We start from the raw sequence: 21,630 nt of genomic DNA on the forward strand, positions 1-21,630 counted from the left end.
CTATACGGGTGAGCGAAGCGCGTTTGTTCGGTAGTTTTGTGTATTTTCAAAAGGGTTGACAGGTTGACGGGTTGACATACCCGGTTGACAGTTGACCGATTTCGATATGGCGGTGCCAAGCATGGTGAATATTCGGCAATAAGGCAGGGTGTGAGGCAGTATGAACGGTGCATCAACCGGACCTGTCGGCAACCAGGCGGCCTATGCCAAGCATCGTGGCGTTTCCCGGCAGGCAATATCCAAGTTGGTCAAGAGCGGGAAAATTCCGTTCACCAAGGCAGGAAGTGTAATCGAGATCAATTTTGCGCAGGCCGACAAGGCGCTGGGGCAAACAATTGACCCGTCGCGGACCCTTGCGGCGGAAAGTGGAAGCCAGCCGGTCGGCAAACCGCACTCTGGCGGTGATCTGTTTGACCAGCCGGTTGTGACGCAGATTGATACCGGGCAATCCGGTGAACAAGGGTCGGACTACCAGCAACATCGCGCAGCGCGTGAAGGTTACAACGCGGAAATTGCCCGGCTTGACCTTGAGGAAAGGTTGGGCCGCCTTGTTGATAAGCAGGATGTTGAAGAAAGCATGGTCACGGCGGGTCGACAGATTCGCCAGGGCCTTGATGCCATTCCGGGATGGTCCGATGAAATCGATGCCGCGGCCAGAAATGGCGGCGTGAACGCGGTGCGTTCCCTTTTGAAAGAGAAAGTTCGCATCTTGCAGGATGTGATTGCAACCAGTCTTGTGGTGTTGATCGAAGATGACGGCAATGGGGACGCGGGCGACTGAGGCATATTCTATTGTTGCCAACGCGCTTGCGATGGGTCTGCGTCCTGATCCGGTGGTGATGCCATCAGATTGGGCCGAAGAACATCTTGTCCTGGCAGACGGGCCCAAGGCCGGTTTCCGTTGGGACCGTGCTATGACGCCATATGCACCGGGCATACTGGATTGCCTTGCATCGACAACGCCATACAACAGGGTGAGCGTGCGCAAGTCGGCGCAGGTTGGTTTAACTGAATTGATGATCGCCTGGGTCGGTGAAACGATCGATATCGAACCGTGCAAGATGATGCTTATCATGCCGACGATCTCGACGGCGCAGGATTTCAACCGTGAAAAGCTGTCGCCAACAATTGAACAGACCAAAGTGCTAAACCGTAAGGTCCGGCAAGCAATGCGCCGTTCCGGTCAGTCGTCAACAGCCCTTTCGAAACGCTTTCCGGGTGGGTCGCTGACATTGACCGGGGCAAATAGTGCAGCAGACCTGCGGTCAAAGACAGTACAGCGTGCCGCATGCGATGAAATCGATGAATGGCCGCTTGATCTTGATGGTCAGGGCGATCCCATGGAAATGGTCGATGCCCGCCAGATTTCGTTCCATGCAACAGGCGATTACAAGAAATTCGAGGCGTCGACCCCGACGATCAAAGGGCAGTCGCGCATTGATGCAGCCTTTGAAGCGGGCGATCAGCGTTATTGGGAATGCCCGTGCCCGCATTGCGAGGTATATCAACGCTTGATTTTCGGTAGCCCGGATATCGATTATGGCCTGAAATTCAATAAGGAATGGCCGTATGAAGCGCATTATATCTGCTGCAATTGCGGCGTGCCTATCGAACATCACCAAAAACGGGAAATGGTTTCTGCGGGCAAATGGGTGGCCTCGTGCCAAGAACCTGGCAGGCATCCCAGCTTCCATATTGATGCGCTGTGTTCTCTGCTTACGACGTGGGACAAGCTTGTCGAAGCATTCCTTAAAGCCAAAGACGATCCCGGCAAGCTAAAGGCGTTTGTGAACCTTTGGCTTGGTCAGGCATGGGAAGAACGGGGCGATGCGCCGGAATGGGGCCGCCTGTTTTCCCGTCGTGAAGAATATGCACCGCGCACGATCCCGCCAGGCGGGTTGGTGTTTACCTGCGGGTGCGATGTTCAGGGTGACGGCATCTATTACGAGGTCGTGGCCTGGGGGCGGGACAAGCAAAGCTGGTCGATTGATCAGGGTTTTCTGGTTGGCAATACGGCGGACCCGCATGATCAGGTCTGGCGTGATCTTGATGACCTGTATCAGCGACGATATCCGGATGCTTATGGGAACTTTTGGCCTGTTGACGCGTTGGCCATCGATTCCGGTTTTAATACCAACCAGGTCTATATGTGGGCGGCGAAACATCCGAACGCACGGGCCATCAAGGGTGATGACGGCTGGCAAAAGGCCGCCATTTCGGCATCACCATCGAAGGTCGATATCAATTGGCAGGGCAAGCGGCGCAAATACGGTGCGCAGCTTTGGCATGTCGGGACCTGGGGTCTGAAATCAGAGCTTTATGCAAACTTGCGCAAAGAAGGTGCCCGCGATGGTCAGGAATATGACCCGCCGGGTTACTGCCATTTCGCGATGTTCCATGATGAACCCTATTTCAAGCAGCTTACGGCGGAATTTCTCAAGGAAAAGGTGATCAAGGGGCGCACGGTCAAGGTGTGGCACGCATCCGCGCCAAACCACCTTCATGATTGCCGGATCTACAATATGGCTATGGCGGCGCACATTGGCGTGGACCGCATGAACGTTGCCGAATGGGATCAGGTGCAGCATAGCCGCGCCGAACCGCCAAAAGCGCCGCAAGGTGATCTGATTGACCGCATGGGGCCAAAGCCACAGGCGGAGGCGAAGGCGAAAGCCGCGAAATCGACGGAAAAACAGTCTGCCAAGCGGCCCTCAACCGATAAAGCGGGCTGGCTTGGGCCCCGAAAGGGTGGCTGGCTTAACAAATAGGTGACGCATGGCGTGGACCCAGACGGATCTTGATAATATCGAACGCGCCATGGCCCAGGGCACCCGCAAGGTGGTGATCGAGGGCAAAGAGGTCGAATATCGGTCGCTTGAAGAAATGATCAAGGTCCGAAACCTGATCAAGACTTCATTGGGCACAACATCGGTTACCAAACGCCGCTACGCAACGTTTTCACGGGGATTTTGACATGAATTTCCTTGAGAATGTCATCAAGGCTGTTGCCCCGGAAGCGGCGCTGCGCCGGGAAAAAGCGCGTATGCGTTTGAAGGCGATGTCCGAGGCGCGCAACATGTATGATGGTGCGAGCATCGGGCGGCGTACAGCGGGCTGGCGTCGTGTTTCGACGGATGCCAATTCAGAAACAGCATTCGGGACGTTGGCACGACTGCGCGACAGCGCCCGTGATCTGGTGCGCAACAACGAGTTTGCCGAGAGCGGCGTTGACGGGATTGCTACATATACCGTTGGTGCCGGCATTGTGCCCCATTTCAAGGGGCCGACTGACCAGATCACAGAAACGCTGGAACGTCTGGCAATAGCGCATTTCGATAGCACGGATATTGACGCGCAACAGTTGCATGACCTTTACGGCCTTCAAGCGCTGGTGATGCGCACAGTCGCGGAAAGTGGCGAGTGCCTTGTGCGGCGTCGTCGCCGTCGTCTGAGTGATGGCTTGGCATTGCCGTTTGCCATTCAGGTCCTTGAACCGGACTTTCTTGACGCAACCAAGGACGGTGATGCCGGTAACGGCAATGTGGTTGTGCAAGGTGTCGAGTTTGATGCCGTGGGTCGTCGTGTGGCCTATTGGCTTTTTGATGAACATCCGGGTTCGCGGTCTTCGTATCGCTTGCCGACTTCTCGCCGCATCCCGGCGCGTGATATTGCCCACATCTACCGTCAATCGCGTCCGGGTCAGGTGCGCGGTGTGACCTGGCTTGCATCAACGATGGTTCGCCTGAATGATTTTGGCGACTATGAAGACGCCCAGTTGATGCGACAGAAGATTGCCGCATGCTTCGCGGCTTTCGTTACTGACATCGAAGGTGTTGGGGCGGGCGATGGTGGCCATCTGACCACGGTTGGCGGCGACACATCAAACTATCGCGAAAATCTGGAACCGGGATTGATCGAAACCCTGCCGCCTGGTCGGGATATCAGGTTTGGTGATCCGCCGGGCGTTGATGGATACGGGGAATATTCAAGCCGTCAATTGCATGCCGTGGCAGCAGGGTTGAAGGTTCCATACGAGCTTTTGACAGGCGACTATTCGAACGTGAATTACAGTTCCGCGCGGATGGCTTGGCAGAACTTCCATAAAAAGGTCAATGTTTGGCAAAAGCAGATCATCATCCCGCAGTTCTGCCGGGTTGTTGAACGGTGGTTCCTTGAAGCCGCAGCCGTATCGAATGGCACGGGTGGGGTAATCAAGACGATCTGGACGCCACCACCACCGTCCATGGTCGATCCGACCAAGGAAATCGCCGCCCAGCGTGATGATGTCCGGTCTGGCACCAAAACGCTTTCGGATGCTGTGCGAGAACGCGGCAAAGACCCGAAAGAGCATTTTGCGGAGCTTCAATCGGATTTCGCGCTGCTTGATGAACTTGGCTTGACGCTTGATTGCGATCCCCGCCGGGTGTCGCGCACGGGAACGATGCAGCGTGAGCAGGCTGCGTCGGATATGCAGGAAACCTAGGGGTTATCATGAAAAATAAAGCCACGGGCCGTCCCGGCCCGCGCGCGCTTTCCGTTCTGTCGAATGGGGAGGTGCTTCTTTATGGCGTAATCGGCGATGATTGGGACGGGCTGGATAGCGCGACAGTTATTCGTGACATTGATGCGCTGGGTGAGATTCCGGAACTTCATATCCGCATCAACAGTCCGGGCGGGTTTGTTTACGAAGGTTTGGCTATCTACAATTACCTGGTCGCGCACAGTGCCAAGGTGATTGTTCATATTGACAGCCTTGCCGCGTCGATGGCGTCGGTCATTGCAATGGCAGGTGACCAGATCATCATGCCGCAGAACGCCAGCATGATGATCCATAATCCTTGGGATGTTGCCTTTGGCGAGGCCGATGATTTCCGCAAGAAGGCGGATAACCTTGACCGGCTCAAAGATCAGATTGTTGGCATTTATGCAGCCCGCACTGGTCAGGATGCCACGCGACTTTCCGAATTGATGGATGTCGAAACCTGGATGACTGCGCAAGAAGCAGTTGCCGATGGTTTCGCCGATGAAATTGCCGATGCTGATACAGCAGCAGCGATGCAGCGATTTGACTTGTCGCTGTTTAATAATGTTCCGGAAGCGGTTTCCGGGGCTGTTATGGCGGGTCGCGATAGCGCCGCCGCGATGGCGGATATTTCCGCCGGGCATGAAACGAGGAGTGACCAAATGCCTAAACCAAACGTCGCGAACGGCACCGCGCCTGCAGGTGCAGCCAGCCCGACCCCGGTTGTTGATGCGAATGACAATCCGCAGAACACCATTGACCCTGCGACCATTGCGAATGAAGCAATCGCAAAGGAACGCACCCGCGTTTCCGAAATTCAGGCCGCCGTACGCGCTGCAAAGCTGGACAATGAGTTTGCCAACGACCTGATTGCGAAAGGCGTGTCGATTGACCAGGCTCGCGCAGCGATCATTGACAAATGGGCTGACGCCGACAATACCCCTGAACCGACCAACCATGTGCGTGCATCGGTAGTCAGTGACGGTGTGGACCGGTTCCGCCAGGGCGCTACCATGGCGCTGATGGAACGTGCCGGGCTGTCCGGTGGTGAGCGCAACGAGTTCACGGGCTTGAACCTGCGTGAGCTGGCGCGCGAATCTCTGAATGTTCGCAATATTTCTTCGCGTGGCATGCCGGTGATGGAAATGGCTGGCATGGCGTTTTCACCGCGCAACTTTGGACATCATTCCACGTCCGACTTTGGCAATATCCTTGCCGATGTCGCCAACAAGTCGATGCTGATCGGTTACGAAGAAGCCGAAGAGACATTCAAGCGTTGGACGGCCAAAGGTGTGCTTACGGACTTCAAACCGACAAAACGGGTTGATTTGAACCTGTTTGATAATCTTGTGGAAGTCGGCGAAGGTGCCGAATACCAGTACGGCACGATCGGGGATCGTGGTGAAACCGTGATGCTTGCGACCTATGGCCGCAAATTCAGCATTACACGCCAGGCTATCATCAATGATGATATCGGCGCATTCACGCGTGTCCCGCGCAAGATGGGCCGTGCGGCAATCCGGACTGTCGGGAACCTTGTTTATACGATCCTGACCGGTAACCCGACGCTTTCCGATGGTGTTGCTCTGTTCCATGCAAGTCACGGCAACCTTGCTGGTTCGGGTGCCGCGCCGTCAACCGCGACCCTTGATGCTGGCCGGACGGCGATGGCAACGCAAAAAGACCCGGATGACAAGGCGGCTGGTGGTCTGAATATCCAGCCTGCCTATGCGCTGGTTCCGGCGGCATTGCGTGGGACAATGGAAACGGCGATTTCGTCGGAATATGACACGGCCAAGGGTGACAAAAAGCTGCCAAACAGCATCCGCAATATGGCCGAGGTGATTTCAGAAGCCCGCTTGGACACTGATTCGGCCACGGCCTGGTATCTTGCCGCGAACCCGAATGCTGCTGACACGATCGAGGTCAACTATCTTGACGGCATGGACACGCCATACCTGGAAAACCGTGAAGGATGGGATGTCGACGGCGTCGAGATGAAGGTTCGCATTGATGCATCGCCTTCTGTTCTGGGCTATCGCGGTCTTTACAAGAACGCAGGCGCATAAATCGTCGTTCTGACGATCTGAATGGCGGCGGGTTTTCCCGCCGTTTTCTTTTGGTAAAATCGGAGTTTGAACGATGAAAAATTTTGTGCAGCATGGCGCAACCATGCATTGGACCAACGGCACGGGTTCTGATGTTTCGTCTGGCGATGTTGTGGTCGTTGGTAATCAGGTGTTTATTGCGATCACGGATATTGCCGACGGGTCGTCTGGCGATCTGTCGAGTGAAGGTGTGTACACTGTTCCGAAAACGGCTGGCGCGGCTATTACCCAGGGTGATGCGGCGATCTATGACGTGTCTGCAGGGGCGTTTGTTCCGTCCAGTGCAACCCCGGCGACCGGTGACGTGTCCGGCGCTGTGACGTGCTGGGTCGCTGCGGCCAGTGGCGACACCAGTGTAGCGGTCAAGATCAACACCGGGGTCGGTTCTGTCGCATAAATCGGTGCATCATCACTGAGTGTTTCGAAAGGCGGGCTTGTGCCCGCCTTTTTGTTTGGGGGTGGCGATGGAAGCGGCGTTTTTCGAGACGCTCTTTTTCGACCCGTTTTGCAGTTCTTCCGCGGACTACATTCCGAAGGTGGGTGACACCGCCCCGGATATTCGGGTGATCAAGTCGATCGGTGACCAGCAAAGTGAAATTTTCGGACAGCCAGCCGTTACGACCGATATCGTGATCGAAGTGCGCGGCGATGACGTTGCCCAGCCCGTGAAGGGTGGGAAATTTGATATTGCCGGTACGCTATTTGAGATCAACGCCCAGCCGATGCGCGACATCACCCGCAATGTCTGGCGGTGTACCTGTTTTGAGGTGGTGTGATGCGGATCAAGGTTGAGCGCAAGGGTAACCTTCGCCAGGCACTTGATGTAAAGCGCATTGCGATCGAACGTGCAGTTGTGTCCGGTGTCCGGTCGTCAGCAAACACCCTTAAGCAACGGTTGCGCGGGCAAACCATCGGGGCCGGTCTGGGTCGGAAGCTGGCAAATACATGGCGAGACAAAAACTACCCTGAACAGAATATCGCCGCGGCAAACCCGGCTTCGCTCGTCTATAGCAAGGCCCCGCAAATTGCCGAGGGTTTTAGCCGGGGGACGCCAATCAAAAGTTCCAAGGGCTTTTATCTTGCGGTGCCAACCGATGCTGCCCCCAAGCGCGGAACGAATAACCGCAAAATATCACCAAGCACCTTCCCCGAATGGCGATATGGGCGGTTGGAGTTTGTCTATCGGCGGAATGGCCCCAGCTTTCTGGTCGTCCATAATAGCGGCATCACCAAGTCAGGCCGTGCATCCAGACAGCGCAAGAATGGCGGCCGGACGAAGTCGGGCACCTACCGCAAGGGTACGGCGTCCGTAATCATGTTCCTGCTCTATCCGCAAGTTCGTTTGCCGAAAGTCTTTAAACTCGATCAGGAAAGGCGGCGCGCGGCGGTCGAGTTGCAGCGCGAAATACGCTTGCGATTGCAAAGGATGTCAAATGGCAACCGGTAAGACAGAAATGGCGCTGCAAGCCCTGTTTGCAGCTATCAGCGCAGTAACAGGGCCGGAAATCGTCCGGAATGCGGTTGAAGCGGGTGATATTCCGCCAGGTGGTCGCGTCAATCAGCTTGATGGCAACCGTGGCGAACCGGAAGAATTGCTTTCGCCGCACCGATACAGCTTTCAGCATCGGGTCGAACTGATCGTCATGGTGCAGGAAAGTGACCAGGCGGTGCGCGATGCGGCCATGGACAATATCTTGCAAGATATTGTCGCTGCTGTGCGGGCCAACCCGACGCTTTCCGGCGTTGTCGATTATGCCTATGAGGCCCCGCCGGAAACTGATGACGAAGCAATTGCCGGGGCCGAAACGGTCAAGGCGGCCTTGCTTCCGGTCATTCTTGAATATACCGCGCCAACAGCCGTTGGTTGATGTAAAGCAAACCGGAGATTGATGAAATGGCAAAGGCACGGGCCTATGGCGCGGATGCGCAGCTTTTGGCAACGTTTGAATCAACCTATGGCACTGCGCCGGATGGATCGGGCGGCGGCGTTTACAAAAAACTGTCGTTCAAGTCCAGCACACTTGGCGGGGAAAAGCCGTTGGGCTATGACCCCATCCTGGGGCAGGGGCGTGACGCGCAGGACCCGTATTATGATGCCTTGTCAGTGAACGGCGATATCGTCGTTCCGGTAGACCTGCGCGCCATCGGGTTCTGGCTTAAAGGTCTTCTGGGTGCTGCGGATACGACCGACAATCTCGATGGGACATATACCCATGTCTTTACGTCTGGTGGTGATCTGCCCAGTCTCGCGATCGAGACAGGCCACACGGCCCTGACCACCCCCGTTTTTGATATGCGCATCGGTGCAAAGCTTGGCGGGTTGCAGATCGACATGCAGCGCACCGGTCCGGTCAATATGACCATCAACGGGGTGGTGGCCCAGGGTGAAGCGTCTGCTTCGTCTTCGGAAGATTCCACGCCTGGAACCTATGCGCTTTCTCGCTTCTCGCAAGGGTCCGGTTCAATCGAACTGGACAGTTCGCAGCTTGCTGCCGTAACGGGCGGTTCACTGACCTTCTCGAACAATCTTGAGCCGGTTGAAACCATTCGTGATGACGGCAAGATTGATGGCGTCGATGAAACAGAGGCAACGGCGGAAGGGTCGATTACGGTACGTTATTCGACCGATAGTACGATCCGCGATGCTGTTGATGCGGAAACGCCGGTCGCCCTGCAATATGGCTGGTCGATCCCGGGATCCGAAGGTTATGCCCTGACTTTCGATTTCCCGCGCGTGTTTCTGCCAAAGGTCAAGCAGTCGATTGATGGCCCCGGCGGGGTGCAGGCGGAATATAACTGGCGGGCAGCCTATGACGCGTCGTCTGGCCACATGATGCAGGTGACACTGATTAACGATGTGGCGAGTTATTGACCTGATTTTGCCCTTCGCCAGAAGTGAAGGCAGGTTGATAAAGTAGTGTCGGGCCACCTTCGGGTGGCCTTTTCTTTTGGGGTTAACATGCTGAAACTTTCCATGCCGACAGAACCGTATTGGATGGATTTGCCGCTTGATGTCCGGCTCAGGGTGCGCCCTTGCACCACACCGATCATCGAGTTTGCAACCTCCAAGGCAATCCGGGTCATTGCCGATATCGAAAAGGGTATTTCCGATCTTCGGATGGTTGGTCATGACGCGGAAAGTCTGCGCAAGGAAATTCAGGACCCGGACTATCGCGCCGGGATCATGCAGTTTGTCTATGCCCAGAAGCTTGCGCTTGCCGCCGTGATTGAGTGGGACGGGGCCGGTGTCATGACCGATGCCGGTGATGTTGCGCCAGTCACCGAGGATCACATGCGCGATGTGATGCTGCATCCATCGATCGCGCGCACCTTTGTCGCGAAATATACCGAGCCTGTCCGCGCGGTTGAAGCGGAGGGAAACGCCTAGCGGCCCGTGCGGAATGGCATTACGGCGTCGGGCCGAAATATTGCGAAGGATGCCGTGCGGAAGGTGCGCCCTGCGCCCAGGGGCGCGAGGTCATGGGACCGGACGGCAGTCTGTGCCGATGTCCCTATGTCGAGCATGCGCCTGAAACCATCGAAGGCAGTGCGGCATGGGAGCTGGTGATCAGTTCACCAGGGCAGGTGCGTGTTGTCGGGATGGGTTCTGTTATCGGGCTAGAGATGTCTGCTCTGATGGAGTTGGCCCGATATCAAGGGTATGACCCAGCGATCATGTCGCGTCTGTTGCCCAGCATAGAGCGTGGGATTTTGACGGCAATTTCTGACAGGGATAGAGACGATGACAGCTGATGTAGCTATTCGCCTGTCGGTCAAGGATGGCGAGATTGTTCGAACGGCGCTCAAGAATATCGGGCGCGACGGTGAGGCGGCATGGGGGCGGATCGAGGCGGGTGCGGTTCGGGCGGGCAACGCTACAGATCGGGCGACGAAACCGATCATTGCCGTGGGCAAGGCTGCTAACGACAATGTGCCGAACTTTCGTCGGTTCGGGTCGGTGGCCCAGCAAGCTGGTTACCAGATTGGCGACTTTGCAGTGCAGGTGGCTAGTGGCCAGAATGCGCTTGTCGCGCTGACACAACAGGGGGCCCAGTTGCTTGGGTTCTTTGGTCCATGGGGGGCGGTCCTTGGCGCAGTGGCCGCAGTCGCAGGTGCGCTGGCGATTTCGCTGTGGGATACCGGAGATGCTGCTGATGACGCGGTTACCAGTCTTGAGGCATATGAAAAGTCGATAAAAAAAGCCGAGGACTTTATCAAACGCCTCAATGATCAGCAGAAAACCAGTGCTGAGTTGCTTCGCCAAGAGCGGGACGAGATTCTCAAAACGGCGAAAGCCCGGCTTGATGCCGCCAAGGCTGCGCTTGAAATTCGAAAAGCCGAAATCGAGCAGATCAACCGAATGTCGAATGACCCGATGTTCGGCATTGGTGATGAACCGATTGATGCGGGTGTGTACCAGCAGCAAATCAACGAAATAGCCGAGCTGCAGGCCAACTTTGACGATCTTCGCGCCAGCATGACCGGTGCTATTGAGGCCAATGAGGCATTCAAAGCAAGTGAAGAAAACAACAAGTCGGTCAAAAAGGCCGCCGACGAAACCGCCCGCCAAGCCGAAAAGGTTCGAGATCTTGTTGCGGCTTTGAACGCCCAGCGGGATGCCTTGTTCCAGACCGAGCGTGAACAGGCAATCAGTAATGCCCTTATGCGTGCGGGCAATGACATTACCCGTGATCAGGCTGCGCAAATCCGTGATGCGGCTGGTTCGCTGTATGACTACCAGCTACGCATCAAGGACCTGAATGAAGCCCTTGATCGTGAGCAAAAACTTATGGTGGAGGGGCAGCAGGTCCGTGACGCCACCCGTACCGATCAGGAAAAGTACAACGAAGAGCTTGAACGCTTGTCCGAACTTCGTCGGGCCGGGGCGATTGATGAAGAGACATACGGGCGTGCCGCAGTGCGGGCCGCAGACGATTTGTCCCGATCACAAGAGCGCCTGCGCAAGCAGCAGGAAAAGCTTAATGAGGTCGGTCGCGGATTTGGTCAGGCCTTTTCGTCAGCGTTCGAGGAAGCGGCACTTTCGGGTGCAAAATTCAGCGATGTCCTGAAAGGTCTTGAAGGGGATATTGCACGGGTCATATTGCGGGCATCTGTAACCAAGCCGCTTGAAAATGCCGTCGGCGGGTTTGACTGGGGCGGGTTGTTTGGCAGTATTGCCGGTTCATTTTTCGGGGGTGGTGGTGCGACGACCGGCCCGGGGGTGAGTTATCCGGCGGGCAGCACCTTTGCCAATGGCGGCATCATGACGTCAAGGGGCGAAGTCCCGCTTCGCAAATATGCATCCGGTGGTGTGGCGACTTCGCCGCAGCTTGCGCTGTTTGGTGAAGGTTCGATGCCCGAGGCTTATGTGCCGTTGCCTGATGGCCGGAATATTCCGGTCAAGCTGCAAGGCGGCGGCGGGGATACCTACAACCTGTATTCCACGGTTGATGCGACGGGATCGAAGCTTTCGCGCAGCGAGATTCAGGCGATTGTCAAAACCGCGCAGGATGGTGCGGTTGCGCAGGTGCGCGAGATGCAAAAGCGTAAGGGGAGTGCGCGGATATGACAATTACCTATCCGCTGTCCCTGCCTGCCAAGCCGGGGGTAAAGGCCATCCGGTGGCGGGAAATGTCACAAGTGGGTGTTTCCGTGTCGCCCTTTACCTTTCAGAGGCAAGTGCAGGTCGGTCAGGGGCAGGCATGGGCGGCGGATATCACGCTTCCCGTCATTCGGGGCCGCGCAATTGTCAATCAGTGGCAGGCGTTCCTTTTGGCGATGAATGGCAAGCAGGGCTATTTCGCCATGGGTGATCCCGATAATTTCGGGCCGCTTGGTGTTGCCACCGGATCGCCTGTGGTGAGCGGTGCCGGTCAAATCGGGCAGGCGTTGCTTACATCTGGCTGGACGCCATCGGTCACCGGGATCCTTAAGGAAGGCGACAGGATCGGCCTTGGTTCCGGGTCAAGCGCGCGGTTGCATAAGGTCCTTGCCGATGTCGACAGCGACGGCAGCGGCAATGCCACCCTGTTGCTGTGGCCGCGCGTCATTGTTTCGCCGGTGAACGGATCGCCGATTGATCTGGATGACCCGAAATCGATGTTCTGGTTTCCCGACGGGATTCCGGAACGCGATATCGACCGGCTTGGCGATATGGAACTGACCCTGCGTGTGATGGAGCATCTGGTATGAGCCGTGACATTGATCCCGATCTTCTGGCGCAATTGCAGGGCTCGGAGCTGTCGCCGATACTGTTGATGCGGGTTGGGACGGCGGACGGGCCGGTCCGGATGTGGACCGGTTATGGCGACCTGTCCTATGGCGGGGAAACATGGCTTGGCGGCGGCGAGTTTATCGGCGTTTCGAATGTTTCGGAAACCGCCGATATTCAGGCCAATGGCATCACCTTTTCCATGTCGGGCATCACCGAGGAACTTTTGGCAATCGCCATCCAGTCCATGCGACAGGGTGAAGATGCCGAACTGTTCCTTGGGGCGCTGACCGATACCGGGGAACTGATCGGCAATCAGGTGGTGCGGGTGTTCAAGGGCAAAACCGATGTGCCGGTGATCGATGACGACGGGGCAAGCATCGTCATCAATCTGACCGCTGAAAGCGACCTGATTGATCTGGAACGATCACGGGTGCGGCGTTACACGCCCGAGGACCAGAAGTCGGTTTATCCCGGTGATTTGGGATTTGATTTCGTTACCCGTCTGCAGGAAACCGAAATCGCCTGGGGTCAGATCAAGTAAGCCAGACAGGTATGCCATGAAAAGACTTGTTCATTGGGAGCGCAAGCTTGCCGAATTTCACAAGGTCGCCTTTCGGCGGCCTTTTGTTTGGGGGCAAAGCGATTGCTGTCTGACCGCATCTGACGGGGTTCTGGCGATCACCGGGATTGATCCGGGCGCGCGGTTTCGCGGGGTCTATTCCGATATGGCGGGCGGCTATCGCGCCATGCGGGAATTTTCCGGGGGCGGTGTTGCCGAAACAATTGCCGCCCTGATGTCAGAAAATGACTGGCCGGAAGAGCCGGTTCTGATGGCGCGGCGCGGTGATGTCGGGCTTGTGCCATCCGGATTGCCGGGCGCGCAGGCCGATGCCGCCGCCATATGCCTTGGCCCGCATTGGGCGACACAGGGCGAAAGCGGGTTAATCACCCTTCCTATCAAAGCGGGCCTGCGTGCCTGGAGGATCTAGGCCATGCCACCAGTCGTTGTTGCGGTTGCTGCTGCTGCGGCGGCTAATGCTATTGCTACATCGGCGGTTGTCATTGCCGCCCTTGGGTCGATTGGCGCAGCGGTCGCGGGTGCTGTTGTCGGGGCGGTTATTTCCTATGTCGGTGCGCTGGCCTTTGCCAAGAAACCGAAAACAGCAGACCTGTCTTCGCTTGGTTCCGGTCTTTCAAATCGCAGCCAGATGGTCCGTCAGCCCATCGTGTCGCGCAAGATCGTCTATGGTGAGGTCGCGGCGTCCGGGCCGGTCACCTATCTGAACGTTACCAACGGCAACCGTAAACTCAGCTGGCTGATCACGCTTTCGGGCCATCCGGTCGAGGCGATTGGCGATGTCTGGTTTGGTGATACCGTCGCCTTTAAAGGTGAGGGCACCGGCAATGCGATTGGCAAATATGCCGGTTATGCCACCATCTGGAAGGGCGACGGCACCCCGGCGGGGGATGCGGCCCTGCTTGCGCAGATGCGGGCAACCAATTCGGAATGGACGGTTAATCACAAGCAGGAAGGCTGCGCGAAGCTTTATATCGAATTTACCTATGACCAGGATGTTTATGCCGGCGGTATCCCGCAGGTCAAATGTCTGGTCAAGGGCAAGAATGATATCTATGACCCGCGCACGGAAACCACCGGCTACACCGATAACTGGGCACTGGTGACGGCGGATTATGTTGCCAGTGATATTGGCATATCGGCAAGCATCGCATCGGTTCTTGAGGATGATCTGATCGTTGCGGCCAATGTTGCCGATGAAGAAATCACCCTTGCCGCCGGTGGAACGGAAAAGCGTTACATCACATCGGGCGTGGTCGATACGGAGGTATCGCTTGGCGATAACCTGCGCGAACTGATCAATCCCGGTGCGGGGCTTGTCGTTAATACCGGCGGGTATTGGTCGGTTCTGGCGGGGGCCTATCGCACGCCGGAATACACGATTGATGAAAGCTGGCTGGCCGGGCCGATCCGTGTGCGGTTGCTGCAATCCAAGCGCGATCTGTTCAATACCATGCACGGTGTCTATTCGTCGCGCGATACGCTTTGGCAGCCGACCGACCTTCCGGTTTTGAAGTCCGATGTGTTTATTGCCCAGGATGGCGGGCAGGAAATCCCGGTTGACCGGGAATATCTTTACACCCCGTCCGCCCCGGCAGGGCAGCGTTTGCAAAAGATCGGCCTGTTCAAGAACCGTCAACAGGGCGAGGTGGATTTGCAATGCAACCTCAAGGCCATGGCGTTGCGGGTTGGTGACGTGGTGCTTTATTCGCGGTCTGTTTATGGCTGGGATGAAAAGCCGTTTGAAGTCATCGCGTGGGATTGGGCGATCCGCGAGGAAGAGGACAACGTTCATTTCGGCGTTGATATCACCATTCGTGAAACCAGTGCGGAAACCTATGACTGGTCAACCGATGATGAAACCATTGTCGCGGCATCATCGATCAGCACATTACCCGGCCCGGGGGATGTTGCCACGCCCGATGGTCTTGATGTCACAGAGGTTCAATATCAAACCCGCGAAGGTGGCGGGGTGAAGTCAAAGGCGGTGTTGTCGGCGGGTGTCGCTGATGATGCCTTTGTCGTGTCCTATCAATTTGAACATCGCCAGATTGGCGTTCTGGACTGGACCGTTTATCCGCGTGTCACGGATCCCGAACTTGAAATATTTGATATTCCGGCGGGGGTCTATGATTTCCGGGTCAAGGCGGTAAACCGGCTTGGCGCCAGTTCGGGCTATGTGTCGCTGCGGCGCGAGATTTACGGGCTTGGCGGGAAACCGTCGGCTGCTACCGGCCTTACCATTTCCGCGCTTGGCGGGTTGGCGGTTCTGCGTTGGGACCGGTCGCCTGATCTTGATGTGCGTATGGGCGGGCAGGTTCGGTTTCGCTGGTCCCCGGCAAACAGCAATCCGCTGGTATCGGAAAGTGCAACCATCGGGGCCCCTGTGCCAGGTGGTGACACGATGGCGGTTTTGCCGCTCAAGCCCGGTTGCTACCTGTTGCAGTTTGTTGACGGGTCGGGATCGGTTTCCGATGCCACATGGGTTTCGACCGACGGGGCAACTGTCCTTGAATACGGGGCGGTTGATGAACTTGTCGAAAGCCCGGCATGGTCGGGTGATCTGGACAATCTAACGGTTGATGACGGGTCGCTTAAACTTGTCGGTTCGGGGATGTTTGATGACATTCCGGTGTTTGACGATGTCGCATCGCTTGACGCATTTGGCGGCATCGTTGCAAGCGGACTTTACACCCATGCATCAGGCCATGATTTCACCACCAAAAGCCGTCGGGTGATCAGCGCGTCGGTTACGCTTCAGACCATCAATGTCATTGATCTGTTTGATCAGCGTGAAGGGACGGTCGATAGCTGGGCAAGTTTTGATGGCGAAACCAGCGGCGAGGGCGATGCCATCACCTGGTATCGCACCACCGACGATGACCCGGCGGGGTCGCCGTCATGGTCATCATGGCAGCGCCTTGACCGCGCAGAAGTCTATTGCAGGGCCGTGCAATACCGGACGGAAGTCACGGTATCGGACGGGTCCTATAACGTTCTGATAACCGATCTGCGCGTTCGCGCGGAAAGTCTTTCATAAGGGTTCATATGATGGCGAAAAAACGGCGCAATCCGGGTGCCGCGACGAAGTTTGTCGCGGTCCTGGATGACCAGAATATCCTGCGCGATATCAGGGAGGTCTCAATTGATGAACCCGGCATTGACGTCGGGCCGGATTGCGATCTTTTGACGCAAAAGGGGCTGTTCCGGTTTATCGAAAAAACCGGACAGTTTCAGCCGCTCCGCGAAAAGGTCCCCGCCGCCGAGGATGCGATGATTGCCGTGATCGATGCGATCGAGGCGGCGGGAATCGCCATCGCCCCGGTCGCAATTGACTGGCGCGATTTCCGCAAGAAACGCATGGCCGGGGGTGACGCATAATGGCACAGCATGATTATAATGTCGCCGACGGTTCCGGGTCGGCCGTGCGTTCGGACATGAACGGTGCGTTTGAAGCGATTGTAACCAACAATCTGGGCCCAAGTGCACCCAGCCCGACATGGCCGTTGATGTGGTGGGGCGATACGACGGCTGGCAAGCTCAAGCAGCGTAACGCTGCCAACACCGCGTGGATTGACCACGGTGATTTGGGTGCCGCGCTTTTGCGCGTCGATGGCGATGGATCGCAGCTTACCGGCGTTAACGGTTTGCCGGTTGGTGTTACTTTTTGGTGGCCAGCGGCTACGCCGCCCGCCTGGGCGCTGGAACTGGATGGTTCCGCTGTGTCACGGGCGACCTTTTCAAGTCTGTTTGCAATCATGGGCACGACGTTTGGGGCCGGCGATGGGTCTACGACGTTCAACCTTCCGGATTTGCGGGGGGAATTTATCCGTGGTTGGGATAATGGGCGCGGGGTCGACGGTTCTCGTGTCTTTGGTTCTGCCCAGTCTGACGAATTGAAATCGCACAGTCACGGATATCACACCAATGTCGGAGCATTTGCAGCGGGCGGGGCCGCGCAGCTCAACTTTAACGGGGCTGGTAGTGCTGTTTCCACCAATGCTTTCGGCGGTTCGGAAACCCGTCCGCGAAACATCGCGCTTCTACCTTGTGCCCGGTTCTGAGGTTCGCAATGAAAATTTATAACTATGACAGTGTGTCGGGTGAATTTACCCGTCAAACCATGGCGCGCGAAAACCCGCTTGAAGCTGGCGCCTATCTGATTCCGGCGAATGCGACCGCCATTGCGGTGCCGTCGGTGGCACTTGCAGCCGGGCATGTCTGGAAATTTGACGGGGCAGGATGGGCGCAGATCGAAGACCATCGTGGCGATGTTGTTTATCGCAAGGAAGATGCAAGCAGCGTTACGGTCGACTGGCTGGGGCCGGTTGGCGATGAATACACATCGCTTGTTCCGGCATCGCCTCTGGATAGCTGGGATGGTTCCGCGTGGGTAAAGCCTGCGCCGGTTGTGGCGGATGCCGAGGCCGAACGCGACCGTCGTCTTGCCCTGGCCTCCTTCACCTATGATTTCGGTGATGCGCGTGGTGTCCATACCATCGGCACCGATGAAAAGGACATGAAGGCATGGATGGATGAAGTCATCCCGATTGCGCAGGCGCGGCTTGCCCTTGGTGATGCCATGCCAATAGACATCGTCACCAATACCGGCCCGGTATCTGTGACGCCAACCGAATGGATGGATATTGTGAATACCGGCGGGGCAGGGCGACAGGCGATCTGGCAATATTACTTTGCCCTGATCGCGATGGATCCGATCCCGTCTGATTATCAGGACGATCAATACTGGTCGCCCCCGCCCGAACCCGAGGAATAGGAGGTCGCAGCCATGAAGCGCTATGCCGGGATCGCACTTGCTGCGGTCCTTTTTTTATTGCCATCGCCCGGCACATCCGCAGGCCCGGTCTGTGGTGATCGTCAAAAGGTGATCGCAAGCCTTGCTGACAAATATGCCGAGGAACCGGTTGCGATTGGTGTCACCGCAAACGGTGGTGTGATCGAGGTTCTTAAATCCCCGCACGGGGAAAGCTGGACCATCCTGTTTACCTATCCATCGGGTCCGACTTGTCTGGTGGCAAGCGGGGAGGCGTGGCAGGACCTTGAGGCAAGAATCAAGGGGCCGGGGGCCTGATCATTCTTTCGTGCAACGTCCAACCGACAGGGGTGATCAGATGGACGCAGCGACGTTTTACTGGGTTGTTGGCGGTATGGGGGCTGCATTTCTTGCCATTATCGGTTGGGTCCTGTCGCGGCAGGCGGCTGACCGGGTGGATGCCAAGGAAAGCAGGGCCAAGCAATGGGACGCCCACAACAAGCTGCGCGAGGACCATCATGGTCTGGAACGTCGCATGCTCGAGAACATGTTCACCAAGGATGATGGGAAGGACATGGAAAAACGCATCACCGACACAATCAAGGCAACAACACGATGACCCTTACAGGATTTGTTTCACAGGCCGCTGCCAGTCTTGCTGGGGCGGTGATCGTTGCCGGGGCTGCCTGGTGGTTGTCAGCGCCGCTGTGGCTTTGTGCGGTTCTGGCGCCGGTTGGCGGCGTTCTTGGCTGGCTGCTGTTCTGGATCGTGTTTGTTGTTGCGATCTGCAAAGGAAAATAACATGGATTATCAGGTTGATACACTTGCCCGCACGATCTATGGCGAGGCGCGTGCGAATGATGCCGATGATGCGCGGGCAATTGCCTGTGTGGTGATGAACCGGGTTGGCTATCGCAACTGGCCATCGAACCCGGCGGCGGTCTGTAAACAGCCGTGGCAGTTTTCATGCTGGAATCAGAATGACCCGAACCTTTCGCGGATTGTCAATGCGTCCGGCCCGTGGTTCGAGGAATGCTGTGCCATCGCACAAATGGCGGTCAATGGGCAGCTTGCCGACGAAACCGGGACCGCGACCCACTATCTGACCCGTGCGGTGCAGTCCAAAACATTCTGGGCAAAGGGCAAGGTGCCGTGTTTCGAGACCGCCGGGCATCTTTATTACAACGATATCGATACCCCGGCCCCTGTCACGGCCAAGGATGCGCTTGATCAGCAACGCCCGCTGTCGCAATCACGCACCATCAAGGGGGCATCCGTTGCCGGGGTGATGACAATCATCGGGCCGCTGGCGGGCGAGGTATCTTCATCGCTTGAACAATATTCCCATCTGTCGGATGTGATCAAATGGGGCTGTGTGATTCTTGGGGCGCTTGGCGCGGGCTGGGCCATCTGGGCGCGGCTTCATGATCGCGCGCGGGGGCTGGTATGATCGCCGCAATCGGGGGGCTGTTGTCCGGGGGCTGGGCCCGCCTGTTGATCATCGGCGGTGCGGCGCTTGCCGTTCTGCTGGTGCTGTTTTCCGCACGACAGGCCGGGCGACAGGCCGAGCGGGTTGAAACATTGAAACGTAATCTTGGGGTGATCCATGCACAACGCAAAGCGGCGTCTCGCGCCCCTGCTGATCGCAGGGGCATTGTTGACCGGTTGCGCAACGGCCAGTTCTGATCAGAATGTTTGCCCGGTTCCGGTCGAATACAGTGCCGATTTCCAGAACCGGCTTGCCGACGAGGTTGCGGCATTGCCGCCCGGTGCGGCGCTTGAACGGGCGATGATCGATTATGGTCGTGAACGGGCAGAGCTTCGGGCCTGTCATGGCTCGGAGTGATCATCAGGGTTTGCGACCGATCTGACACACATCCTTGCATGCGCCATACGGATCACAGGGATGATATCCATCAGTGCGGATTGCGCAAAACAGGTTTCTGGCCGGGGTCTTCTTGTTCCCGGCTTCGATAATTGGAACCGCGCCGCGCAACCCGCACTCCGTACATCGAAGCTTGCGCAGAATTTTCCCAAGCCCGGTGGCCGGATGATGCTTTGTCAGAAGGGGTTCGAATGCAAGTGTACCCGAATGATCGCACAGGTGGTTTGCGCAAGATATCCGGCAATGATCGTTCATGCGTGCTGCATCGCCGATGCTGATATATTGATCCCAGTTATGAGCCATATATTTTTTGCCCGGAAAGTTCCTGATTTGTTCCTATTTGTCATTTGGTGCGAAAGTGTCAAGGGTCAAGCTGGTCAGTGATGATGGTGTTCGCAGGTTTGAATGCCAAATCGTTTCAAAACGGGTCACATTTTGGGTCACATTTTGGGTCACATCCAAATCTGAATTACAAATAATGTCTTATTATTCAACGCATTGTGGTGAAGTCAACATAAGGCATGAATCCCTCTTTGCCCGCCAATGATTAAAGCACCCCAAAAGGGTGCTTTTTTCTTTGCCCTGATGGCAGAAAATCCGCATTGAAATCGTTGTATCGTTAACCGGAGCTCGCATTTCGGTTCGAAGTTCATATCTATGAACGAATGCATTGTCACAACGATTGAGGACGAGATGTCTGAAAAAACCAATTTTTCCAGATTTGCCATGACGATGTCGGTTGCCCTGTGCGCAACAGTGGCGTCTGTTTCTGTGGTGCAGGCGCATACCATCAAGACACCTCATAGCCATGATCTTGTCGAAGTTGCACAGGGTGGCGGTATTTTTTCCGACGAGGAGCGCCGTATCATCAGTGACGTCCTTGATATCGCGACGGGCAATGTCGATGACGACAAGGGGCGCGAAAAAGGTTCTAAAGGCGGTAAGGGCGACAAAGGGAAGGGCAACAAAGACCTTCCACCCGGCATTGCCATGAAGCTTGAGCGTGGGGGTACCTTGCCTCCGGGGCTTGCCAAGCGCGATCTGCCGTCCGATTTGCGTTCAAAACTGCCGCGACGCACCGATGGCGCCATCCGTCAGATCGTTGGCGATGACATTGTCCTGATCGAGAAGGGAACTGACGTCATTCTTGATGTGATCCGCGGCGTTGCCCGCAACCAGTAACGTAAATGACGGGATTGATCATAAAAAAAACGCGGCGAATGACATCGCCGCGTTTTTCATTTCGGATTGGGAAAATGCTAATCAGGTAAAGGCATTAAAGGTAATGATGGTCTGGGTGTCCTTGATATTGGGCCGTTTGTGAATCTGTTCGTTCACATAGCGCCCGATATCCTGTTCGTCTTCAACATAGACCTTGACCAGAAGTTCGAACGGACCCGAAATTGAATAAACTTCCGATACACCTTCGACCTCTTCGATAAGATCGGCGGCCACGTCATAGGCTTTGCCAAGTTCACATTTTACAAAAATGAAGAACGGATGCATCGGAACGGCTCCAATTTGAATTTGAGTTGCAGACAAGCTACCCG

At 56.4% G+C, this 21,630-nt stretch carries 29 protein-coding genes; 27 read left to right on the forward strand and 2 right to left on the reverse strand.

Annotated features, from left to right (window positions below):
* The first annotated feature begins 160 nt into the window (after nucleotides 1–160).
* From ACTU44_RS12020 to ACTU44_RS12145, 26 genes are all read left to right on the forward strand, one after another.
* Nucleotides 161–781 carry a hypothetical protein gene (locus tag ACTU44_RS12020; RefSeq protein ID WP_462095522.1) on the forward strand — a complete coding sequence of 207 codons (621 nt, stop codon included), beginning with the start codon at nucleotides 161–163 and terminating at the stop codon, nucleotides 779–781.
* Entirely contained in the window at nucleotides 762–2,768 is a 2,007-nt protein-coding gene (locus ACTU44_RS12025) for a phage terminase large subunit family protein (protein ID WP_462095523.1), read from the forward strand. The genes ACTU44_RS12020 and ACTU44_RS12025 overlap by 20 nt, the downstream gene beginning before the upstream one ends.
* A gap of 7 nt (nucleotides 2,769–2,775) precedes the next feature.
* The gene (locus ACTU44_RS12030) at nucleotides 2,776–2,973 is read left to right on the forward strand and encodes a phage head-tail joining protein (protein ID WP_114114170.1); all 198 of its coding nucleotides are present in this window, start codon (nucleotides 2,776–2,778) and stop codon (nucleotides 2,971–2,973) included.
* Nucleotide 2,974: 1 nt separating this feature from the next.
* Nucleotides 2,975–4,483 (forward strand): phage portal protein, encoded by a 1,509-nt coding sequence (locus ACTU44_RS12035; RefSeq protein ID WP_462095524.1) that lies wholly within the window; start codon nucleotides 2,975–2,977, stop codon nucleotides 4,481–4,483.
* An 8-nt stretch (nucleotides 4,484–4,491) separates the two neighbouring features.
* The gene (locus ACTU44_RS12040) at nucleotides 4,492–6,591 is read left to right on the forward strand and encodes a ClpP-like prohead protease/major capsid protein fusion protein (protein WP_462095525.1); all 2,100 of its coding nucleotides are present in this window, start codon (nucleotides 4,492–4,494) and stop codon (nucleotides 6,589–6,591) included.
* A gap of 73 nt (nucleotides 6,592–6,664) precedes the next feature.
* Nucleotides 6,665–7,027 carry a capsid cement protein gene (locus ACTU44_RS12045; protein ID WP_462095526.1) on the forward strand — a complete coding sequence of 121 codons (363 nt, stop codon included), beginning with the start codon at nucleotides 6,665–6,667 and terminating at the stop codon, nucleotides 7,025–7,027.
* Between the two features lie 67 nt (nucleotides 7,028–7,094).
* Nucleotides 7,095–7,406, forward strand: a complete 312-nt coding sequence (locus ACTU44_RS12050; protein ID WP_462095527.1) for a head-tail joining protein — start codon at nucleotides 7,095–7,097, stop codon at nucleotides 7,404–7,406.
* A complete protein-coding gene (locus ACTU44_RS12055) occupies nucleotides 7,406–8,077 on the forward strand; it encodes a DUF6441 family protein (RefSeq protein ID WP_114114165.1) in 672 nt (223 codons plus the stop codon). Before ACTU44_RS12050 ends, ACTU44_RS12055 begins: the two co-directional genes overlap by 1 nt.
* Entirely contained in the window at nucleotides 8,064–8,498 is a 435-nt protein-coding gene (locus ACTU44_RS12060) for a hypothetical protein (protein ID WP_462095528.1), read from the forward strand. Before ACTU44_RS12055 ends, ACTU44_RS12060 begins: the two co-directional genes overlap by 14 nt.
* Nucleotides 8,499–8,524: 26 nt before the next feature.
* Nucleotides 8,525–9,502, forward strand: a complete 978-nt coding sequence (locus ACTU44_RS12065; protein WP_462095529.1) for a phage tail tube protein — start codon at nucleotides 8,525–8,527, stop codon at nucleotides 9,500–9,502.
* Between the two features lie 87 nt (nucleotides 9,503–9,589).
* Entirely contained in the window at nucleotides 9,590–10,018 is a 429-nt protein-coding gene (locus ACTU44_RS12070) for a hypothetical protein (RefSeq protein ID WP_462095530.1), read from the forward strand.
* A gap of 92 nt (nucleotides 10,019–10,110) precedes the next feature.
* Entirely contained in the window at nucleotides 10,111–10,383 is a 273-nt protein-coding gene (locus ACTU44_RS12075) for a DUF7697 family protein (protein WP_462095531.1), read from the forward strand.
* A complete protein-coding gene (locus ACTU44_RS12080; RefSeq protein ID WP_462095532.1) occupies nucleotides 10,373–12,199 on the forward strand; it encodes a phage tail length tape measure family protein in 1,827 nt (608 codons plus the stop codon). Before ACTU44_RS12075 ends, ACTU44_RS12080 begins: the two co-directional genes overlap by 11 nt.
* Nucleotides 12,196–12,822: a hypothetical protein gene (locus tag ACTU44_RS12085; RefSeq protein ID WP_462095533.1), complete on the forward strand. Its 627-nt coding sequence runs from the start codon at nucleotides 12,196–12,198 to the stop codon at nucleotides 12,820–12,822. The genes ACTU44_RS12080 and ACTU44_RS12085 overlap by 4 nt, the downstream gene beginning before the upstream one ends.
* A complete protein-coding gene (locus tag ACTU44_RS12090) occupies nucleotides 12,819–13,385 on the forward strand; it encodes a hypothetical protein (protein WP_462095534.1) in 567 nt (188 codons plus the stop codon). Before ACTU44_RS12085 ends, ACTU44_RS12090 begins: the two co-directional genes overlap by 4 nt.
* A 16-nt stretch (nucleotides 13,386–13,401) precedes the next feature.
* Nucleotides 13,402–13,833 (forward strand): DUF6950 family protein, encoded by a 432-nt coding sequence (locus tag ACTU44_RS12095; RefSeq protein ID WP_462095535.1) that lies wholly within the window; start codon nucleotides 13,402–13,404, stop codon nucleotides 13,831–13,833.
* Between the two features lie 3 nt (nucleotides 13,834–13,836).
* Nucleotides 13,837–16,461, forward strand: coding sequence for a phage tail protein (locus ACTU44_RS12100; protein WP_462095536.1), 2,625 nt, complete (start codon nucleotides 13,837–13,839; stop codon nucleotides 16,459–16,461).
* Nucleotides 16,462–16,469: 8 nt separating this feature from the next.
* On the forward strand, nucleotides 16,470–16,802 hold the full coding sequence (locus ACTU44_RS12105; RefSeq protein WP_462095537.1) for a hypothetical protein: 333 nt from the start codon (nucleotides 16,470–16,472) through the stop codon (nucleotides 16,800–16,802).
* Nucleotides 16,802–17,485, forward strand: a complete 684-nt coding sequence (locus ACTU44_RS12110; protein WP_462095538.1) for a phage tail protein — start codon at nucleotides 16,802–16,804, stop codon at nucleotides 17,483–17,485. Before ACTU44_RS12105 ends, ACTU44_RS12110 begins: the two co-directional genes overlap by 1 nt.
* An 8-nt stretch (nucleotides 17,486–17,493) precedes the next feature.
* Entirely contained in the window at nucleotides 17,494–18,198 is a 705-nt protein-coding gene (locus tag ACTU44_RS12115) for a hypothetical protein (protein ID WP_462095539.1), read from the forward strand.
* A gap of 12 nt (nucleotides 18,199–18,210) precedes the next feature.
* Nucleotides 18,211–18,513 (forward strand): hypothetical protein, encoded by a 303-nt coding sequence (locus ACTU44_RS12120; protein ID WP_462095540.1) that lies wholly within the window; start codon nucleotides 18,211–18,213, stop codon nucleotides 18,511–18,513.
* Nucleotides 18,514–18,553: 40 nt separating this feature from the next.
* Nucleotides 18,554–18,814, forward strand: a complete 261-nt coding sequence (locus ACTU44_RS12125) for a hypothetical protein (RefSeq protein WP_110252353.1) — start codon at nucleotides 18,554–18,556, stop codon at nucleotides 18,812–18,814.
* Nucleotides 18,811–18,996, forward strand: a complete 186-nt coding sequence (locus ACTU44_RS12130) for a hypothetical protein (protein WP_110252354.1) — start codon at nucleotides 18,811–18,813, stop codon at nucleotides 18,994–18,996. Before ACTU44_RS12125 ends, ACTU44_RS12130 begins: the two co-directional genes overlap by 4 nt.
* A gap of 1 nt (nucleotide 18,997) precedes the next feature.
* Nucleotides 18,998–19,645 carry a cell wall hydrolase gene (locus ACTU44_RS12135; protein ID WP_462095541.1) on the forward strand — a complete coding sequence of 216 codons (648 nt, stop codon included), beginning with the start codon at nucleotides 18,998–19,000 and terminating at the stop codon, nucleotides 19,643–19,645.
* Complete coding sequence (locus tag ACTU44_RS12140) at nucleotides 19,642–19,881, forward strand: hypothetical protein (protein ID WP_462095542.1); 240 nt, start codon at nucleotides 19,642–19,644, stop codon at nucleotides 19,879–19,881. The genes ACTU44_RS12135 and ACTU44_RS12140 overlap by 4 nt, the downstream gene beginning before the upstream one ends.
* Nucleotides 19,853–20,041, forward strand: a complete 189-nt coding sequence (locus ACTU44_RS12145) for a hypothetical protein (protein WP_462095543.1) — start codon at nucleotides 19,853–19,855, stop codon at nucleotides 20,039–20,041. Before ACTU44_RS12140 ends, ACTU44_RS12145 begins: the two co-directional genes overlap by 29 nt.
* A gap of 3 nt (nucleotides 20,042–20,044) precedes the next feature.
* Here ACTU44_RS12145 and ACTU44_RS12150 read toward each other — a convergent pair whose 3' ends face one another.
* Entirely contained in the window at nucleotides 20,045–20,383 is a 339-nt protein-coding gene (locus tag ACTU44_RS12150) for a hypothetical protein (RefSeq protein ID WP_462095544.1), read from the reverse strand.
* A 354-nt stretch (nucleotides 20,384–20,737) separates the two neighbouring features.
* Between ACTU44_RS12150 and ACTU44_RS12155 the strand changes: the two genes are divergently transcribed.
* Nucleotides 20,738–21,262 (forward strand): hypothetical protein, encoded by a 525-nt coding sequence (locus tag ACTU44_RS12155; protein ID WP_258548659.1) that lies wholly within the window; start codon nucleotides 20,738–20,740, stop codon nucleotides 21,260–21,262.
* A gap of 81 nt (nucleotides 21,263–21,343) precedes the next feature.
* Here the strand turns inward: ACTU44_RS12155 and ACTU44_RS12160 are convergent, their stop codons facing one another.
* On the reverse strand, nucleotides 21,344–21,586 hold the full coding sequence (locus ACTU44_RS12160) for an Lrp/AsnC family transcriptional regulator (protein ID WP_114097716.1): 243 nt from the start codon (nucleotides 21,584–21,586) through the stop codon (nucleotides 21,344–21,346).
* Nucleotides 21,587–21,630 lie beyond the last annotated feature (44 nt).

Source organism: Thalassospira sp. SM2505 (genome assembly GCF_054901115.1).

What these genes read in the sequence shown, in the direction of transcription:
- ACTU44_RS12020 (WP_462095522.1), top strand. Translation starts at nt 161, where the DNA reads ATGAACGGTGCATCAACCGGACCTGTCGGCAACCAGGCGGCCTATGCC.
- ACTU44_RS12025 (WP_462095523.1), top strand. Translation starts at nt 762, where the DNA reads ATGGGGACGCGGGCGACTGAGGCATATTCTATTGTTGCCAACGCGCTT.
- ACTU44_RS12030 (WP_114114170.1), top strand. Translation starts at nt 2,776, where the DNA reads ATGGCGTGGACCCAGACGGATCTTGATAATATCGAACGCGCCATGGCC.
- ACTU44_RS12035 (WP_462095524.1), top strand. Translation starts at nt 2,975, where the DNA reads ATGAATTTCCTTGAGAATGTCATCAAGGCTGTTGCCCCGGAAGCGGCG.
- ACTU44_RS12040 (WP_462095525.1), top strand. Translation starts at nt 4,492, where the DNA reads ATGAAAAATAAAGCCACGGGCCGTCCCGGCCCGCGCGCGCTTTCCGTT.
- ACTU44_RS12045 (WP_462095526.1), top strand. Translation starts at nt 6,665, where the DNA reads ATGAAAAATTTTGTGCAGCATGGCGCAACCATGCATTGGACCAACGGC.
- ACTU44_RS12050 (WP_462095527.1), top strand. Translation starts at nt 7,095, where the DNA reads ATGGAAGCGGCGTTTTTCGAGACGCTCTTTTTCGACCCGTTTTGCAGT.
- ACTU44_RS12055 (WP_114114165.1), top strand. Translation starts at nt 7,406, where the DNA reads ATGCGGATCAAGGTTGAGCGCAAGGGTAACCTTCGCCAGGCACTTGAT.
- ACTU44_RS12060 (WP_462095528.1), top strand. Translation starts at nt 8,064, where the DNA reads ATGGCAACCGGTAAGACAGAAATGGCGCTGCAAGCCCTGTTTGCAGCT.
- ACTU44_RS12065 (WP_462095529.1), top strand. Translation starts at nt 8,525, where the DNA reads ATGGCAAAGGCACGGGCCTATGGCGCGGATGCGCAGCTTTTGGCAACG.
- ACTU44_RS12070 (WP_462095530.1), top strand. Translation starts at nt 9,590, where the DNA reads ATGCTGAAACTTTCCATGCCGACAGAACCGTATTGGATGGATTTGCCG.
- ACTU44_RS12075 (WP_462095531.1), top strand. Translation starts at nt 10,111, where the DNA reads ATGGGACCGGACGGCAGTCTGTGCCGATGTCCCTATGTCGAGCATGCG.
- ACTU44_RS12080 (WP_462095532.1), top strand. Translation starts at nt 10,373, where the DNA reads ATGACAGCTGATGTAGCTATTCGCCTGTCGGTCAAGGATGGCGAGATT.
- ACTU44_RS12085 (WP_462095533.1), top strand. Translation starts at nt 12,196, where the DNA reads ATGACAATTACCTATCCGCTGTCCCTGCCTGCCAAGCCGGGGGTAAAG.
- ACTU44_RS12090 (WP_462095534.1), top strand. Translation starts at nt 12,819, where the DNA reads ATGAGCCGTGACATTGATCCCGATCTTCTGGCGCAATTGCAGGGCTCG.
- ACTU44_RS12095 (WP_462095535.1), top strand. Translation starts at nt 13,402, where the DNA reads ATGAAAAGACTTGTTCATTGGGAGCGCAAGCTTGCCGAATTTCACAAG.
- ACTU44_RS12100 (WP_462095536.1), top strand. Translation starts at nt 13,837, where the DNA reads ATGCCACCAGTCGTTGTTGCGGTTGCTGCTGCTGCGGCGGCTAATGCT.
- ACTU44_RS12105 (WP_462095537.1), top strand. Translation starts at nt 16,470, where the DNA reads ATGATGGCGAAAAAACGGCGCAATCCGGGTGCCGCGACGAAGTTTGTC.
- ACTU44_RS12110 (WP_462095538.1), top strand. Translation starts at nt 16,802, where the DNA reads ATGGCACAGCATGATTATAATGTCGCCGACGGTTCCGGGTCGGCCGTG.
- ACTU44_RS12115 (WP_462095539.1), top strand. Translation starts at nt 17,494, where the DNA reads ATGAAAATTTATAACTATGACAGTGTGTCGGGTGAATTTACCCGTCAA.
- ACTU44_RS12120 (WP_462095540.1), top strand. Translation starts at nt 18,211, where the DNA reads ATGAAGCGCTATGCCGGGATCGCACTTGCTGCGGTCCTTTTTTTATTG.
- ACTU44_RS12125 (WP_110252353.1), top strand. Translation starts at nt 18,554, where the DNA reads ATGGACGCAGCGACGTTTTACTGGGTTGTTGGCGGTATGGGGGCTGCA.
- ACTU44_RS12130 (WP_110252354.1), top strand. Translation starts at nt 18,811, where the DNA reads ATGACCCTTACAGGATTTGTTTCACAGGCCGCTGCCAGTCTTGCTGGG.
- ACTU44_RS12135 (WP_462095541.1), top strand. Translation starts at nt 18,998, where the DNA reads ATGGATTATCAGGTTGATACACTTGCCCGCACGATCTATGGCGAGGCG.
- ACTU44_RS12140 (WP_462095542.1), top strand. Translation starts at nt 19,642, where the DNA reads ATGATCGCCGCAATCGGGGGGCTGTTGTCCGGGGGCTGGGCCCGCCTG.
- ACTU44_RS12150 (WP_462095544.1), bottom strand. Translation starts at nt 20,383, where the DNA reads ATGGCTCATAACTGGGATCAATATATCAGCATCGGCGATGCAGCACGC.
- ACTU44_RS12155 (WP_258548659.1), top strand. Translation starts at nt 20,738, where the DNA reads ATGAACGAATGCATTGTCACAACGATTGAGGACGAGATGTCTGAAAAA.
- ACTU44_RS12160 (WP_114097716.1), bottom strand. Translation starts at nt 21,586, where the DNA reads ATGCATCCGTTCTTCATTTTTGTAAAATGTGAACTTGGCAAAGCCTAT.